General features: G+C 47.6%; 17 protein-coding genes and 1 pseudogene. 6 read left to right on the top strand and 12 right to left on the bottom strand.

Annotation, left to right across the window (positions count from 1 at the left end; translation table 11 throughout):
- Nucleotides 1-28 precede the first annotated feature (28 nt).
- From BWI97_RS00545 to BWI97_RS00530, 4 genes are all read left to right on the top strand, one after another.
- Nucleotides 29-1,642: an NFACT RNA binding domain-containing protein gene (locus tag BWI97_RS00545; protein WP_369826512.1), complete on the top strand. Its 1,614-nt coding sequence runs from the start codon at nucleotides 29-31 to the stop codon at nucleotides 1,640-1,642.
- Nucleotides 1,643-1,665: 23 nt separating this feature from the next.
- Entirely contained in the window at nucleotides 1,666-2,061 is a 396-nt protein-coding gene (locus BWI97_RS00540; RefSeq protein WP_199181966.1) for a hypothetical protein, read from the top strand.
- A gap of 68 nt (nucleotides 2,062-2,129) precedes the next feature.
- On the top strand, nucleotides 2,130-3,224 hold the full coding sequence (locus BWI97_RS00535) for a YncE family protein (protein WP_102199642.1): 1,095 nt from the start codon (nucleotides 2,130-2,132) through the stop codon (nucleotides 3,222-3,224).
- Between the two features lie 60 nt (nucleotides 3,225-3,284).
- Entirely contained in the window at nucleotides 3,285-4,196 is a 912-nt protein-coding gene (locus BWI97_RS00530) for a hypothetical protein (RefSeq protein WP_102199641.1), read from the top strand.
- Nucleotides 4,197-4,215: 19 nt separating this feature from the next.
- On the opposite strand, the gene BWI97_RS00525 is transcribed toward BWI97_RS00530, so the two are convergent.
- From BWI97_RS00525 to BWI97_RS00515, 3 genes and pseudogenes are all read right to left on the bottom strand, one after another.
- Complete coding sequence (locus BWI97_RS00525; protein ID WP_233207709.1) at nucleotides 4,216-5,082, bottom strand: DinB family protein; 867 nt, start codon at nucleotides 5,080-5,082, stop codon at nucleotides 4,216-4,218.
- A 142-nt stretch (nucleotides 5,083-5,224) separates the two neighbouring features.
- A pseudogene (locus tag BWI97_RS00520) lies at nucleotides 5,225-5,467 on the bottom strand (hypothetical protein); the annotation flags it as partial.
- An 11-nt stretch (nucleotides 5,468-5,478) separates the two neighbouring features.
- Entirely contained in the window at nucleotides 5,479-6,072 is a 594-nt protein-coding gene (locus BWI97_RS00515) for a tetratricopeptide repeat protein (protein WP_102199638.1), read from the bottom strand.
- 611 nt (nucleotides 6,073-6,683) lie between these two features.
- On the opposite strand from BWI97_RS00515, the gene BWI97_RS27305 reads away from it, so the two are divergent.
- Complete coding sequence (locus tag BWI97_RS27305) at nucleotides 6,684-6,779, top strand: hypothetical protein (protein WP_199181970.1); 96 nt, start codon at nucleotides 6,684-6,686, stop codon at nucleotides 6,777-6,779.
- Here the strand turns inward: BWI97_RS27305 and BWI97_RS00510 are convergent.
- The 9 genes from BWI97_RS00510 to BWI97_RS00475 form a co-directional block, all read right to left on the bottom strand.
- Entirely contained in the window at nucleotides 6,753-7,307 is a 555-nt protein-coding gene (locus tag BWI97_RS00510) for a transposase (protein WP_102199637.1), read from the bottom strand. The genes BWI97_RS27305 and BWI97_RS00510 overlap by 27 nt on opposite strands.
- Nucleotides 7,308-7,596: 289 nt before the next feature.
- Nucleotides 7,597-8,262: a sulfite exporter TauE/SafE family protein gene (locus tag BWI97_RS00505; protein ID WP_094816626.1), complete on the bottom strand. Its 666-nt coding sequence runs from the start codon at nucleotides 8,260-8,262 to the stop codon at nucleotides 7,597-7,599.
- Between the two features lie 81 nt (nucleotides 8,263-8,343).
- Nucleotides 8,344-8,769, bottom strand: a complete 426-nt coding sequence (locus tag BWI97_RS00500) for a FixH family protein (protein WP_094816628.1) — start codon at nucleotides 8,767-8,769, stop codon at nucleotides 8,344-8,346.
- A 59-nt stretch (nucleotides 8,770-8,828) separates the two neighbouring features.
- The gene (gene ccoG, locus BWI97_RS00495) at nucleotides 8,829-10,214 is read right to left on the bottom strand and encodes a cytochrome c oxidase accessory protein CcoG (RefSeq protein WP_102199636.1); all 1,386 of its coding nucleotides are present in this window, start codon (nucleotides 10,212-10,214) and stop codon (nucleotides 8,829-8,831) included.
- Between the two features lie 4 nt (nucleotides 10,215-10,218).
- Entirely contained in the window at nucleotides 10,219-11,010 is a 792-nt protein-coding gene (locus BWI97_RS00490; RefSeq protein ID WP_102199635.1) for a cbb3-type cytochrome c oxidase N-terminal domain-containing protein, read from the bottom strand.
- Between the two features lie 112 nt (nucleotides 11,011-11,122).
- The gene (locus tag BWI97_RS28010) at nucleotides 11,123-11,281 is read right to left on the bottom strand and encodes a hypothetical protein (RefSeq protein ID WP_165796030.1); all 159 of its coding nucleotides are present in this window, start codon (nucleotides 11,279-11,281) and stop codon (nucleotides 11,123-11,125) included.
- A 126-nt stretch (nucleotides 11,282-11,407) separates the two neighbouring features.
- Complete coding sequence (gene ccoN, locus BWI97_RS00485) at nucleotides 11,408-13,567, bottom strand: cytochrome-c oxidase, cbb3-type subunit I (protein ID WP_102199634.1); 2,160 nt, start codon at nucleotides 13,565-13,567, stop codon at nucleotides 11,408-11,410.
- Nucleotides 13,568-13,592: 25 nt separating this feature from the next.
- Nucleotides 13,593-13,736, bottom strand: a complete 144-nt coding sequence (gene ccoS / locus BWI97_RS00480; RefSeq protein WP_094816634.1) for a cbb3-type cytochrome oxidase assembly protein CcoS — start codon at nucleotides 13,734-13,736, stop codon at nucleotides 13,593-13,595.
- Between the two features lie 106 nt (nucleotides 13,737-13,842).
- Nucleotides 13,843-14,256: a group III truncated hemoglobin gene (locus BWI97_RS00475; protein WP_102199723.1), complete on the bottom strand. Its 414-nt coding sequence runs from the start codon at nucleotides 14,254-14,256 to the stop codon at nucleotides 13,843-13,845.
- A gap of 56 nt (nucleotides 14,257-14,312) precedes the next feature.
- On the opposite strand from BWI97_RS00475, the gene BWI97_RS00470 reads away from it, so the two are divergent.
- Complete coding sequence (locus BWI97_RS00470) at nucleotides 14,313-14,531, top strand: hypothetical protein (RefSeq protein ID WP_094816636.1); 219 nt, start codon at nucleotides 14,313-14,315, stop codon at nucleotides 14,529-14,531.
- The last annotated feature ends 168 nt before the right edge of the window (nucleotides 14,532-14,699 follow it).

The raw sequence follows: 14,699 nt of genomic DNA, 5'->3' as shown, positions 1-14,699 counted from the left end.
CCTGCAAAAGAAAGCTTTTGCGAATCCCTTGCCAAACCTTTCAGTATTCCGGGCGGGCCGTTCGTACTTTTGGGGTATGCAAAGCAATTACTACTTTCTTCGTCAGCTCTCCCGGGAGATCGAAGCCCAGCTCGAAGGCCTGGTTCTGGCGGAGTGTTTTTCGCAGGAAAAAGATGAATTGGTGCTGGGGTTTTGTCCGGCGGAGAAGCAGTGGCGAAAGCGACGGGATTTTTACATACGAGCCACCATCCGGCCTGATTTTGTGGCATTAAACTTTCCCGAGGACTTTCGACGGGCGGGAAAAAATACGGTTGATTTATTCTCCGAGTTACTCGATAAACCCATTCTGGGCGTTCGGCAATACCTGAACGAGCGGGCGTTTTCCATTGATTTCGCGGATGATTTTCATTTAGTATTCAAGCTTTTTGGAAACCGTTCCAACCTGGTACTGGTGCAGGGAACGGCGGTCGTGGATCTCTTTCACAACAAGCTCGTAACGGACGAAAAGCTGGACATCACCACGCTGGATCGACCGCTGGATCAGAGCCGCGAAGCCTTTGATCGGGCGAATGGCGACTGGCGAAAGCTCTTTCCTACGTTTGGCAAAGACGTCACCGCCTGGCTGGATCGGCAGGGGTACCGGTCGAAAACCATTGACGAAAAATGGGCATTGGTGGAACAGGTACGCGGCTATTTGGAAAATCCGACGTATTACATTAAAACGGTGGAGTACCAGCCCGTACTGACGCTGCTGCCCGACGACGCCGAGAAATCCTTTACCGATCCGATTGAGGCGGCCAATGGCTTTTACTACGCCTACTCGCGAATCAATGTATTTGACCGGGAAAAGGGGCAGATTGTCCGGGCTTTACAGAAGCGGAAACAGAAAACGCAGCAGTACGTAGACTCGGTGTACGAAAAGCTCGACGAGATGGAAAAGGCCATCAAGCACGAGGAAGTCGGCCACATCCTGATGGCGAATCTGCACCAGATTCCCGAGCGGACCGAGTCCGTAGAGCTACATGATTTCTACCGCGACCAGCCCGTAACGATTCGACTCAAGCCCGATTTGTCGCCGCAGAAAAACGCGGAATCGTACTATCGAAAGTCGAAAAACGAGAAGATCGAAGTCGAACACCTCATGGAAGCCCTGGAGGTGCGGGAGCGGGAAATGGCCGAATACGACGCTCAGGTTGCGAAAGTGGAATCCATCGAAACGCTGAAGGAGCTGCGGAAATACCTGAAAACGAGTGGCCTTGATAAAATTGAAAAGCCCGATGTCTCAGCGGCGACGCTCTTTAAACGCTACGAATACCAGGGTTTCGAGATTTTCGTGGGTAAAAATGCGAAAAACAACGACCTGCTGACCCAGCGGTACACCCGTAAGGAAGACCTCTGGCTGCACGCCCGTGACGTAACGGGTTCGCACGTCATCATCCGGCATCAGGCGGGTAAACGCTTTCCAAATCCGGTGATTGAGCGGGCGGCTCAACTGGCGGCTTACTACTCCAAACGACGCAATGATACGCTGTGTCCGGTGATCGTAACGCCGAAGAAATTCGTCCGGAAAACCCGCGATTTACAGGAAGGCCAGGTGATTGTCGAAAAAGAAGAAGTGGTGATGGTGGAGCCGAAAGCGTAAAGAATTGACTAATTGAAAATCAGATGAGTAAGCAAATAAAATATCTGTTTATAGGAGCCATTCTTGTCCTGATGGCTTACATGGTGTATAACGCCACCTCGCAACCCGGCGTACAGGATTTGAAGGGGAATTTCAAGGAAGTCGCGTTGTACCGGAATGAGAATAACACGGGTCCGATCAAACGCATGTATGCCGTAACGGTAGACGACACGTTGTGGAGCGAAATGAAGCAATACGGCGATTTTATGCCGCATACCAAATACGGTACCACAACGGTTTATTTCTTCAAAACCGGTAGTGCCGTACCCGCGGAATTACAACCCGGCGAAAAGCCTTTTGATAACACTTTTCAGCCCCTGGCGAAGTATGAAAAAGACGGCATGGGAGAGGTTTCGTTTCAGAATTTACTTGAAAAATAAATAAGAATGTACGCTTAGGTGAAAGAGGGATGCAATTACTTTTGTTCGTATTAATCCATTTACGTCCAATGAAAAAAATTGTATACCTTTTTCTCCTGCTTACCTGTTGCGTTGAACTTACGAGTTGTCGGAAAAATAAAGACGATGAAATTTCTATTAGTGATGGAAAAATTATTTTGGAAACTGAAGTCATTGATGCCGAATACTCCAGGAAAACCGATCTCCTTATTTACGCTTCTTCCAAACCGCATCAGCTGCACGTCTATAATACGGGTAAAAACACCAGAAAAACGATTGATCTGGATTTTGCTCCCTTAAGTGTAGCGATCGCTTTAGATGGGAAAACGGCGGTAGTCGGCCACGATGCCCGTATTTCGTATATCGATTTAGTCAGCATGCGAGTAACTAAAGTCTATGACGTTAGTTGTGAAGTATTCGACATTGTGTTGAGTCCCAATAACTGGGTTTACGCTTTTCCTAAAAGAGATCAGGCGGTAAAAGTTCATTGCATTGAATTAGCCACGGGCGTAGAAACCTTGAACCCCTTTCAGTTAATTCGGGAACGTTCGAAAGCGAAAATTCACCCTTCCGGTAAATACCTGTACGTAGCGGATAATGGTGTTTCTCCTTCGGATATCGTAAAATTTGATATTCAGTATGGAACGGCTCAATACATGTACGATTCGCCGTACCATGGTACCTACAATATTGATGGAGATTTGTGGTTTTCGGAAGACGGAAATCGAATCTTTGTGAAAGGAAGAACTGTTTTAAAATCCTCCGAAGTTAAAACGCAGGATATGGTTTATAACGGTACCGTACCGCATGATACCGTATTCACCAATTATTATATGCATCGTTCTATTATTGGTTTGGATCATTCGCAGGCCGCTAATGCTTTGTATATAATCAATAAAGGAACGAACTGGGATGATCCGGGCTTACCATTCGTCTATATTCACAATGCTCTTAACCTGGATTATATTAAAAAAATACCTTTAGAAACGTATGCCGCTACTGATAACTATGGGTATTCCATCGTTAAAGGAGTAGAACCTTTATTCGTTTTTGTGAACGCAAAAGGCAACCGATTATTTGTGATTACGAAATCGGCAAAAATTCCGAATAAGAATGAATGGGCCATTCAAATTATTAATAATTAATGCGTTTGCTACGCAGGAAGTCTTATCCATTGGGAAGGAATAAAGTACATTAAATCTGGTATGAAATTACAGCTCATTATTGCCTTTTTCATTTTTGTACCTAGTGCGTTAGCACAAACCGCCGAACGGAAAATCATTCCCGGGACCAAATGCAGTATGATTCCGCCCGCTGGATTTGAAGTGGCTACGAATTTCAGTGGCTTTCAAAAGGCAGATCTACAGGCTTCCATTATGGTTACAGAGTTAAATACCGCTGCTCAGACCCTCATCGATGGGTTTACAGCAGAAGCGTTACAAACCCGTGGAATGACCTTACTGGAAAAAAAGAAAATCACGTTTCATCAGGCACCTGCTGCTTACATCACCGTGAGTCAATCCTTAGGTACCACCCCATACCTAAAGCAGATGCTGATTTTTGGTAATGCCGAGGTGACCATATTGGTCAATGGTATTTATCCGGAGGCTCATAAAAACATTGAGAAAGACATCCGGCAGGCTCTGCTCTCGACTACGTACAACGTCAATCAAAACGACGACCCCCTGGCCGCCGTTCCCTTTACGATAGACGTAAGCCACAGTGAATTCAAATTAGCGAAGTATATGGTGGGAAGTCTCATTTTTACAACGGATGGGAAACTTCCTTCGGTTAAACCAATGCTAATGGTTGGAACGGCAATGAGTACGGAACCCGTAGCGGACCGAAAAACATTTGCCATTCAACGGCTGAAAAATTTACCCGGCGGTGAGGCTAGCGAAGTAAAAGAGGTGCAGCCTGTTCAGATCGACGGGTTGGATGGGTATGAAATACGAGCCAGTGGCAAAAATCAAGCAGGTAAACCAGAGCTCGTGTACCAAACGATGCTTTTTCCGGAGGAGGGCGGGTATTTTATTCTGGTTGGGATGACCACCGAACAACCCGAAGCCAACCTGGCCACTTTTAAACGCATTGCCCGCACGTTCAGGCGGAAGTAAAGCGAGACCTATCGGCGGTTTACGCCATCACCGAAACCATTTCTAGGGCAACTTTTCCCAAAGCCTCATCACCGGTAATATGCACACCACTACTGAGTTCATGCGGACGTATACTTTTCGAAAACAGGGTCCAGGCCACTTCCGGGGTTAGCGTCACTTCGGTATCCCAGTGCGGTTGCGGGTCGCGTTCCAGTTGCCAGAAATCCGGTCGACGAATCAGATACCAGCTGCCTCCCGCCTCGGTCGTGATGGTGACTTTCAGGGTAGTCCCTTCGGACGCTTCTACGTTTCGGTACGTATGGGGCAGGCCATACATAAAGACGTCGATGAAGGGGTGAAAAAACTCCTGCGTCAATAAGCCCGGTTTATGTACGGCAGCTCGTATCTGCTGTTGATGCAGCCATTTTTCGGTGTACTCCCGAGCGATATGCATCCCGTTCTGACTTTCTTCTTCACCGGCCCAGGCTACGGGAAAAGTGGCTTTTGCCTGCGGATCGAGGGCGGCGTAATAGTCGCAGTACATCGGTCCCGTAATCCGGTGGAGCAGGATCAATACCTGCGGACTGACCCGTTTCATGGCCTTTACCCAATCGGCATTGAGTCCATTCAGAAAATCCAGCAAATCCTGGTAGGAGCGAATATCGGGATTTTCACCCTGATACTCATCCCGTAGTGAAGACAGGATCCGAATGTTACCATCCAGTAAGTGAGCGGCTACATCTTTTACTTTCCAGAGTCTGGCTACGGTCTGGGCCTGCCATTCTTCAGGCGTTAGCGATTCCAGTAGTTCCAGCAAAAGCTGATCAAGCTTGCGTAGCTTTTCGATGAGGAGAGCCGTAGGATACGTCATGGCTGGTAACGGACGGCTGGGGAGGGAGTCAGGCATATACAGGTAATTAAAAATTAATTCGTATAGCTCATGAGAAATGTTTATTTTATTGCTACTAGTAAATCACGTTAAAAGTATGGAATTATCAATCGTCTATATTAAAGATAGACAAAGTCTAATAAATGTACATCAGAAAAGGTTAATGAATTCTTATAGTGTTAATTTTATCGATTTCTTCTTCTATTTCATAAGTAGTAATTTGGTGTGGGTAGCTAGAGTAGACAATATTATCTTCATTACAAGTAAAGCCTTCCTGCATATATTTTTTTGCCTGTTTTAGGTAGTTTAAAGCAGTATTGAACTTTTGCTTTTTAAGCTGACAACGAGCTAGGTAATAATTGGCATCTGGATGTTGCTCGTATATGGACAGACACATCTTTAAATACTTTTCAGCTAGCTATATTTTTTCATTTCATAAAATACTACGCCCAGATAAAAATAAGTATTAAAGTGAATACCTTTTGCTCTACTTTTTCTTTGTGCATAAACATCTTGTCTTAAGTATTGTTCAGCTTTTTGGTAATTCCCCAGCTCTAAATGACAAAGGCCCTGATAAAATGGATAAAAATGGTCCATTATGGAAGCCATAGGATGATAGATTTCTGCCTGTTCAAAATCTTTAAGGGCACCTTCGTAGTCCCTCGTAAAAATGCATTTTAAAAAAGCTCTGTAGTCAATCCACTGTTGAGGATCAAGCGATACGGCCTGATCTTCGAGGAGCATCGCTTTACCAAAATCGCCAAATTTTATATAGGGAATTGCTTTCTCACGGTAAGCCACTGCGATGTTTGGACAGGTTGCAATAAGGCTGTCGCAGTACATTTCCCAACGGGGATCGTTATATCCAACTTTAAAAGCACCATTCTCAAGATAATGATGAATCAAACTATCCGTTACGACCGAGTCACTGCAAGGCTGAGCAGGGCTAGGGGAGAAAGAAAAAATAAGAAATAAAACATTAAGGTAGTACAGCAATAACTTTTCCATCGTGAATTTTAAAAGATAAATAAGTTAAGTAATTGACAGGGAACAGGTTTTTATAATGTCCAGGTTGCCATCGATCAAGTGTTTTTATAAAATCAAATAAATCATTTACGAAGACCTTATCAAATTGATAAGTTTTATAGTCGGAACTGGTTTGTAAAACTCGTACCCGTTGAACTCGCTTTCCCTCACAATCAATCATGAAACGAAAAGTAACGTAGCCGCTACCCTGGTATGAACGCTTACGTTCAAGTAAGTACTGGTTAACCTCGGTTCGTAAGGTCGCTGAGCTTTTAGGATATTTCGCATTAATGTGATAATAGTAAACGATACGACAGGAAGAACATTTCGAACTCATCTGATAAGTGGTATCCATGTAGTCACCCGTGGGCAAGGAGTAGTCTTGGCCGAAACAGGAGCTGGAAAGCAAAAGAAAAAGCAATCCTGTAACATAAGTATTCATAGAAAATCTGAACTAGTTGTTTGTTACAAATAAAAATTTATACACTTATAAGCTTTTAAACTTAACCTTTCCTGCTGAGAGGCTGTAAATGAGACAAAATTTCCAGATACAGATTCTGTTGTACTGACACAGTCTAGCCAATAAATTAGCCATTGTAACCGGGGCGAGCTCCGGCATTGGCCGTGCCATTGCTTTAGCCTATGCTAGGGAAGGTGCAAAATCAGAAAAGAAATACAATCTCCAGTAATCCTTTTCCAAATCCGGTATAATCCCGGGCACTGCTGTAGAGGAAATGTTCAGGCGTATCAACCCATCCGGCCACTACCGGATTCTGATGCAGGTAATTTAATTTTTGTTTCGTAAAGCGGGGCGTGATGAGTTCTTCCGCATGATTATCCTGTTGCCAGAACTGGTAATCGTCATTGCGTTTGTTGTGATGAGCCGCTCGCTGGAACATCCAGAGCATCCACTCTTTCCGACTTTCCGGATCTTCTTTAATCGCTTCTATGAGCGTAGTAGCCGTATGCCGCTTTAAATCCCGGAGTATATCAGAAAGGTTAAAATCCTTTGCTGCACTAATGATGAGGTGCACGTGATTACTCATGAGGCACCAGGCATGAAGGCGTAAGCCTTTGTGTTGCTGGCAAAACGTTAGACTATCCAGAAAGATGGTTCGGTAATGAATTCGGGTGAATACATCGATCCAGTAAACCGTTGCGAAACTGATAAAATAAATACCCCGAGGATTACTGAATTGATAAGGTTTGAAGATCATGCAGCAAAGAAACCGCGGGTAGTTTATTTCGTGTGTACCGTTGAATCAGTGGGGTAGGCACAGCCTACAAATTAGATGGTTCGTAGCGGATGCTACGAACAACTCGCTGCGTGGGAAGAGTTATGTTAAGGATAGGTTTGCTGAAGAGCTGGAAAGGCGTGTTTCTCAACCAGTTGCTTGGCAAAAAATGCCATAAGCTACAGCCAAGCCAATGTGAACCTTCCCGTCAGGTAACCAAATCCCGTTATCCGTAGCATCCGCTACGGATGATCAAATTAGTAGGCTGTGCCTACTTTTCATGACAAACCGGAACCCCCGCCGAAGGCAAACCCGGACGAGACGGCAAATTCAATCCCAGTCCCCGCCAGACAAACAGCAACGCAATCGCCAGCGTCAGTACGGGTACCCAGCGGTTCAACGTTCGGCGTACAGGTAAACTCACCCACTGCCAAACCCAGCCCACGGCCAGCATCGCCGGAATGGTGCCTGCCCCATATGCCAGCATCCAGAGCATACCCTGAACGGGCGTTGCAGCCGCCAGAGCTCCCGCCAGTGCCACGTATACCATCCCACAGGGCAACCAGCCGTTGATAAACCCAACGCCCACGTACGCCATCCAGGTTTTCTGCTGTAATAGCTTACTAAAAGTTGATTTCAGCTGTGCGAAGGGACTAAAGCCAATCCAGCGATCGGCTATCACGAAGCCTGCCATCAGTACTCCCGCCAGCAGCGAAAGGTATTGTTGCCAGCCGAGAATGGATACGCGTTCGCCCACAAATCCTACCAGCAAGCCCAATAACCCGTAACTCAGCGTTCGGGCCAGGTTGTAACTCAGTCGAGCCAGTAGCATCCGTCCTTCCGACAAACCACCCACGGGTAAGGCCAGAGCAATTGGGCCACACATGCCGACGCAGTGAATGCTGGAAAGAAGTCCGGTGAGAAAGGCGAGAACCATGGGAATGGATAAAGAATAGAGATGATAGAGGACAGACTAAAGACGTTTTTACCTATCCTCTAAACGTTATCATCTATTATCTCAAATAATGATTTCTTCTTCGGTGTAGTACTCCTGCTTACCGTCTGACCAGGTAACTTTTACCCGCCAGTAACCCGTTTTTAGGGTTTCGGTAGAGATGGTCTGGGCAGCGGCACCGGGTCGCACGGCGACGGTGAAGTCCAGCTTGGCATCAGAAGGGCGGAAGAACTGAATCTTGCCTTCCTGTACTGCGTTCGGTACGGAAAACTGCACCTGCTGCGTTTGCGGACGGTACTGCATGGTGACCAGCTCTTTGGCGGCCTTACTATGGGCTACGCGATCAATTTGCTGTTGGTAAGCCATTTCGGTTTGGTAGTAATCAGGTCGTACCAGATCTACCTGTGTACGCATCATTCGGTAGACCAGAAAACCAATGAAACTACCGAAGAGAATAAAGGCCAGAATAATGGATTTGCCCCAGTTCATAGCTTAGTTGTTGGTTAGTGGTTTTCAGTTTTCAGAAAGTGGATATGCTTTCTGAAAAACTACAAAACCGGACCCATGAAATTCGTTTTTACTTCCTGCATCAGCTGACCGTTCGCCCGTACTTCAATCGTGAGCGGCGTTTTATTTTCCTGAATGCCTTTCGCGGGCGTTAGCAAAAAGAAGGAGCTTTTGGTAAACGTACCCGGTTGTGCCGTTTGTAGGGGCTGACCTACGTACTGTAACGAGAAGCCCGGATTTTTGACTTTAAATTCCAACGCAACCGGCTTGAACGTTTTGTTAAGTACTTCTACCGTATACAGATTGGAAATCTGACCGTTGGCCTGCTGCTGAAAAGTAAGTCCCGAAGCTCGCAGTACCGTCGTTTCGATGGCTTTTCGGGTCAGAAGCAGGTAGCCCAAGCCGCCCAGTAAAAGAATCAGAACCAGCGTATAGGCTTTGAGCCGTCCCGTAAACTGGAATTTCTTTCCCTGCTCGATACCTTCCTGCGAAGCGTATCGAATCAGCCCATGAGGCTTACTGATTTTATCCATCACGCCGTCGCAGGCGTCGATACAGGCGGTACAGTTGATGCATTCCAGTTGCGTACCCTTGCGAATGTCGATGCCCGTTGGACAAACCTGTACGCAGAGGGAGCAATCTACGCAATCGCCTTTGACTTCGGTAGACTGCTTCCGAAGTTTTCCCCGGGGTTCGCCCCGTACGTAATCATAGGCGACGACGATGGATTTTTTGTCAAGCAAAACGCCCTGTAAACGTCCGTAGGGACAGATCACCACGCAGACCATTTCCCGTAACCGGGCAAAGACGAAATAAAAAATCAGCGTAAAGATCAGTAAAGCCGCCAGTCCGCCTAAATGGTTGGCAGGGTTATCGGTCTGAATCTGGATCAATTCGTCTTTGCCAATGACGTACGCCAGAAAAGTATTCGAAATGGCAAAAGCGATGAGGAAAAACAGACCATGTTTTAGTACGCGTTTCCGGATTTTTTCGGCGGTCCAGGGAGCGGCTGTCAGGCGTTGCTGAGCTTTAAAGTCGCCTTCAATCCACTGTTCGATTCGCCGGAAAACCATTTCCATAAAAATCGTTTGTGGACAGGCCCAACCGCACCAGATTCGTCCGAAGGCCACCGTAAATACGATGATGAAAACAATGAACGCCAGTAGACCCAGGGCTACCAGGTGAAAATCCTGCGGCCAGAAGGGTACGCCAAAGAAGATAAACTGACGTTCGAGTACGTTGAACAGAAATAGCGGATGCCCCTCAATCTCCAGCCAGGGAAGACCAAAAAGAATCAGTAGCAGAACGCCCGCTACGATTTCCCGCCACCGCAGCAGGCGGCCGCCTTCGGGCCAGCGGGGATACTTTCGCTGACCCGAGACCGCCCCGTGGGCAAGAAACTCTATATCTTCATCTATGGTGAACATGACCTTAGCGTTTGGCAACTTCAGGAACCGTCTTTACTTCCTCTCCCTGCGGCTCTTTGGCTCCGGCCGGTTTCGTGCCCTGTAAGGAAAAAATATAGCTGGATACCTGCTGAATCTGAATGGGATTCAACTGTTTTTTCCAGGAAAGCATCCCTTTGTCGGGAACACCTTCGGCAATGGTTTTGAATACGGCGTTGATCGTACCGCCGTGCAGCCAGTAGTTATCCGTCAGGTTCGGGCCTACTTTTCCTTCCCCCGCGGCACCGTGACAGGCCGTACAGTTCTGATCGAAGATTTTCTTCCCCGCTTCGATTGCTTTTTCGTCGCGTAGGATCGTCACGTTCGACTCGTTAACCGAATTGGCAAATTTTTTCAGGTATGCTTCGTGGGCTTTCTCGGCAACGGCCATCTCGGTCGTATACTCCTGATTCATTACATCACCGGGGCCAAGCACGTGGTAGTAGAGCATGTAACCGATGGCACAAACGATGGTGCCGTAGAACAGGGCCATAAACCACCCCGGTGTGGGGTTATCCAGTTCCTGAATATCATCGGGGGCGTGCTCAAGCATCAGCTGGGCATTCATGGCCGTAGGACGAAGGCCCATGATCCGATGCCAGAAACTGCTGTACTGGTATTGCTCTTCCAGTTCCTTTTTGGTCTGATCAGGGAAAGCCTGTTTAACGGTCAAATACAAATGAAGCGTCGTGACCATCAGAGCCAACGCTCCCAAGATCAGGCAGCAGAGAACCACAATAAGGAAAAGATCCTCGCCGGTTTTTATCTCAAAGTTCATGAAAGTAGGGGTTAAAAGACAGTTTACAGTTCACCCTTTTCAGGGGGTGACTTTGTTCAAACGGGTACTACGAAACTGAAAACAGTAAACCGACAACTGTAAACTGAGAAGCTTATTTCTCCAAAGGCATTTTGCTCATTTCCTGAAGGTGATTTTTATCCGTCAGTAAGGCAAACAGACTCACCGTAACAAAGAAGGCAACGAAAATCAGAAGCGAGGAAATCATGTAGAAATCAGCTCCCTGAAGTTGGGTAACAAGGTTGCGAAACATGGTTGGTTTGATTGTTAGTTTTTAGCTGGTGGTTGTTCGTTGTTGGTAGGGATGGCGGTCCCCGGTAATGGTTTGTTGATGAAGTGTTGAACTACGAACCAGCAACAAACAACCTCCAACCAATGTCTATTTAGCGGCCTGAGCGTTTTTTATGTCCGTACCGAGTCGTTGCAGGTACGCAATCAGGGCGATAATTTCTTTGTCGGACTGAATCTTGATGCCCTCGGCTTTCAGGCGATTGGTAATCCCTTCGGCCTGTTGCTGGGCATTCGCCTGAGCGTCGCTGATGGCGTAATCATCGTAGGGAACGCCCAGGGATTGCATCGTTTTCAGCTTCGCTTCCAGCTGACTGTTATCCAGCTTCTGGGTCAGTAACCAGGGGTACGGCGGCATGATGGAACCAGGTGACATCGTCGTCGGATCGTTCATGTGGTGGTAGTGCCAGGAGTCGGGATATTTGAATCCTTCGCGGTGTAAATCCGGACCCGTACGCTTCGATCCCCATAAGAACGGGTGGTCATATACGAACTCGCCGGCTTTCGAATATTCACCGTATCGCTCCGTTTCCGAGCGGAAGGGCCGTACCATCTGACTGTGGCAGTTATTACAGCCTTCACGGATGTACAAATCCCGACCCTGCAATTCCAGCGGCGTATAGGGCTGTACCGCGGCAATGGTTTCTACGTTGGATTCAACCGTAAACGTCGGAATGATTTCCAGCACCGTACCGATCAGAATCACGATCAGCGAGCCGGCCAGCAATTGCATGGGGCGACGTTCAAGAACGCGGTGCCAGTAGGTGTCACCACCCGTAGCTACGTACTCAGGCGTAAGAGCCGGAGCTTCAGCCGCTTCATTGGCCTGGAAACTACCCTGAGCCATCGTTTTGAAAAGGTTGAAGGCCATCAGGATGGCACCGCCCAGGTAAATGACGCCACCCGCGGCCCGCATCATGTGCATGGGTAACAGTTGAAGCGTTGTTTCGAGGAAAGCGGGATATTTCAGCGTGCCTTCGGGCGTAAATTCTTTCCACATCATGCCCTGCGTAAAGCCGGAAATGTACATCGGTACGGCATAGAACAGGATGCCGAGCGTACCCAGCCAGAAGTGAATATTTACCATTCGTTTCGAGTACAATTCCGTTTTCCAGAGTTTAGGAACGATGTAGTACAGAATGGCAAACGTCAGGAAGCCGTTCCAGCCCAGAGCTCCCACGTGTACGTGAGCCACGATCCAGTCGGTGAAGTGACCGATGGCATTTACGTTTTTGAGGGAAAGCAGCGGACCTTCGAAGGTGGCCATCCCGTAGGCCGTAATGCCGACCACCATGAATTTCAGACGTCCATCTTCCCGAACCTGATCCCAGGCTCCGCGAAGGGTAAGCAGACCGTTGATCATCCCACCCCAGGACGGAGCAATCAGCATGATCGAGAACGCCGTACCCAGCGACTGAGCCCAGTCGGGCAAACTCGTATACAGCAAGTGGTGCGGACCAGCCCAGATATAGATGAAAATCAGCGACCAGAAGTGCAGAATGGAAAGCTTATAACTGTAAACCGGACGATTCGCCATCTTCGGCAGAAAGTAGTACATCATGCCCAGATACGGCGTCGTTAGGAAGAATGCTACGGCGTTGTGTCCGTACCACCATTGTACCAGAGCATCCTGAACCCCCGCGTACATGGAGTAGCTTTTCAGGAAGCTAACGGGCATTTCAAACGAGTTGATAATGTGCAGAACGGCCACCGTAACGAACGTGGCGATATAGAACCAGATCCCTACATAGAGGTGACGTTCGCGGCGTTTGATGATCGTACCGAACATGTTGATACCGAATACCACCCAAATGACCGTAATGGCAATATCGATAGGCCATTCCAGTTCGGCGTATTCCTTGGAAGTCGTAAAACCAAGGGGTAGGGTCAGTACGGCGGATACGATGATGAGTTGCCAGCCCCAGAAGTGAATCCAGCTCAGCGTATCGGAAAACATGCGGGCCTTCAGCAGTCGCTGAAGCGAGTAGTAAACGCCCATAAAAATGGCATTACCCACAAAGGCAAAAATGACAGCATTCGTGTGCAGGGGCCGGATTCGTCCGAAAGTGGTGTACTGATTGTCCAGGTTCATGCCGGGATGAAACAGCTGCGTGGCGGCAATTACGCCCACCAGCATACCGATCAGTCCCCACACAATTGTCGCAATCGAAAAGGCCTTAACCACCCGGTTGTCGTACGCAAAGCGTTCGAGCGTCGTCGGAGGGGCAGGGGAAGCAGCGTGGGAAATCATGGGTGATAAGGGATGTTAGGGGAATTCATTTCTCGTCGTCGAGCAGCACTCGCATGCCCGGCGTGTACATGTCATCATTTTGTCCGGACTTCATCGCCCAGAAGAAGGCTCCCAGAAAACCCAGAGCCAGCAAGAGGCTAATGCCGATGAGAATGAAAATGATATTCATAAACCTTTGATTTTCAGTTCCAAAGGTCTAAATAATGGGAAGGGATAGAAATGACAAAAATCACCCTTTGGGGTGATTTTCGAGGGAGAAGAGGAAATCGCCGGGTCTAGCGTTCCATGTACGAGTCGTTGTTGAGGTATTCCAGTTTGGAGTTCCAGACCAGAGCAATCTGCGTTGCCCGCTCGCGGGCCTGCTCGGCCATGGGGCCTTCAAAGTTTTCCGAAAGTGTTTGCGTAAACAGTTGTAACCAGCGTTCGAAGTGCTCAATCGTTAGCGTATGTTTCTGATTGACAATTAAATGCGGACGGAACGGATGGCCGTGGTACGTATTATTGCCCAGCAGCAAATTTTCCCAGAACGCGTACATCTTCGGCAAATGCTTCGACCAGTCTACCTGGGCAACCTCTGTAAAGATGGGAGCCAGCAGAGAATCCTGCTGTACTTTCTCGTAGAATGAATCTACCAGATGCCGAACGGCTTCGGGGCTATCAAGGAATATCTTTTTTGTGGGGGAGTCCATCGAAGGGTGCTTAAAAGAGATGAGCATCAAATCAACACTGTTAAATCAACTTAGCCATGAAAAACGTTCGTTTCCCACTATTTTTTGCAACACTGTACTTACTGGTTTATACGGTCGGGGCTAACCTGGGTTGGCTTTCCACGCCCGTAGTCGCCACGCTTTGGTTGCTGTCTCCCGTGGTCGTGGGCTGGATGGCGTATCGCATTTTAAAGTACGGCGTTCCGAGCGGTCGTACCTTCGACGAGCAATTTTACGAAGATTATAAACCTAACTAATTAGCTGATAAACAAAGCTGATCGGGTTTTTGGAATGGCACGATTATTGAGAAATGTTCTACTCCTTCCCTCAGGGAAAAGAGGAATGAACGGTTGTTAGCCTGGCCAATAAATCCATTAGTGCTTCGCCCGGCATTCGCTCATTTTGTTATCAATTTTTCTATCTTG

Source organism: Siphonobacter sp. BAB-5405 (genome assembly GCF_002872335.1).
Lineage (GTDB): Bacteria > Bacteroidota > Bacteroidia > Cytophagales > Spirosomataceae > Siphonobacter.
Note: the sequence above shows the minus strand (reverse complement) of the source record. Positions and strands in the feature narration are given on the sequence as shown.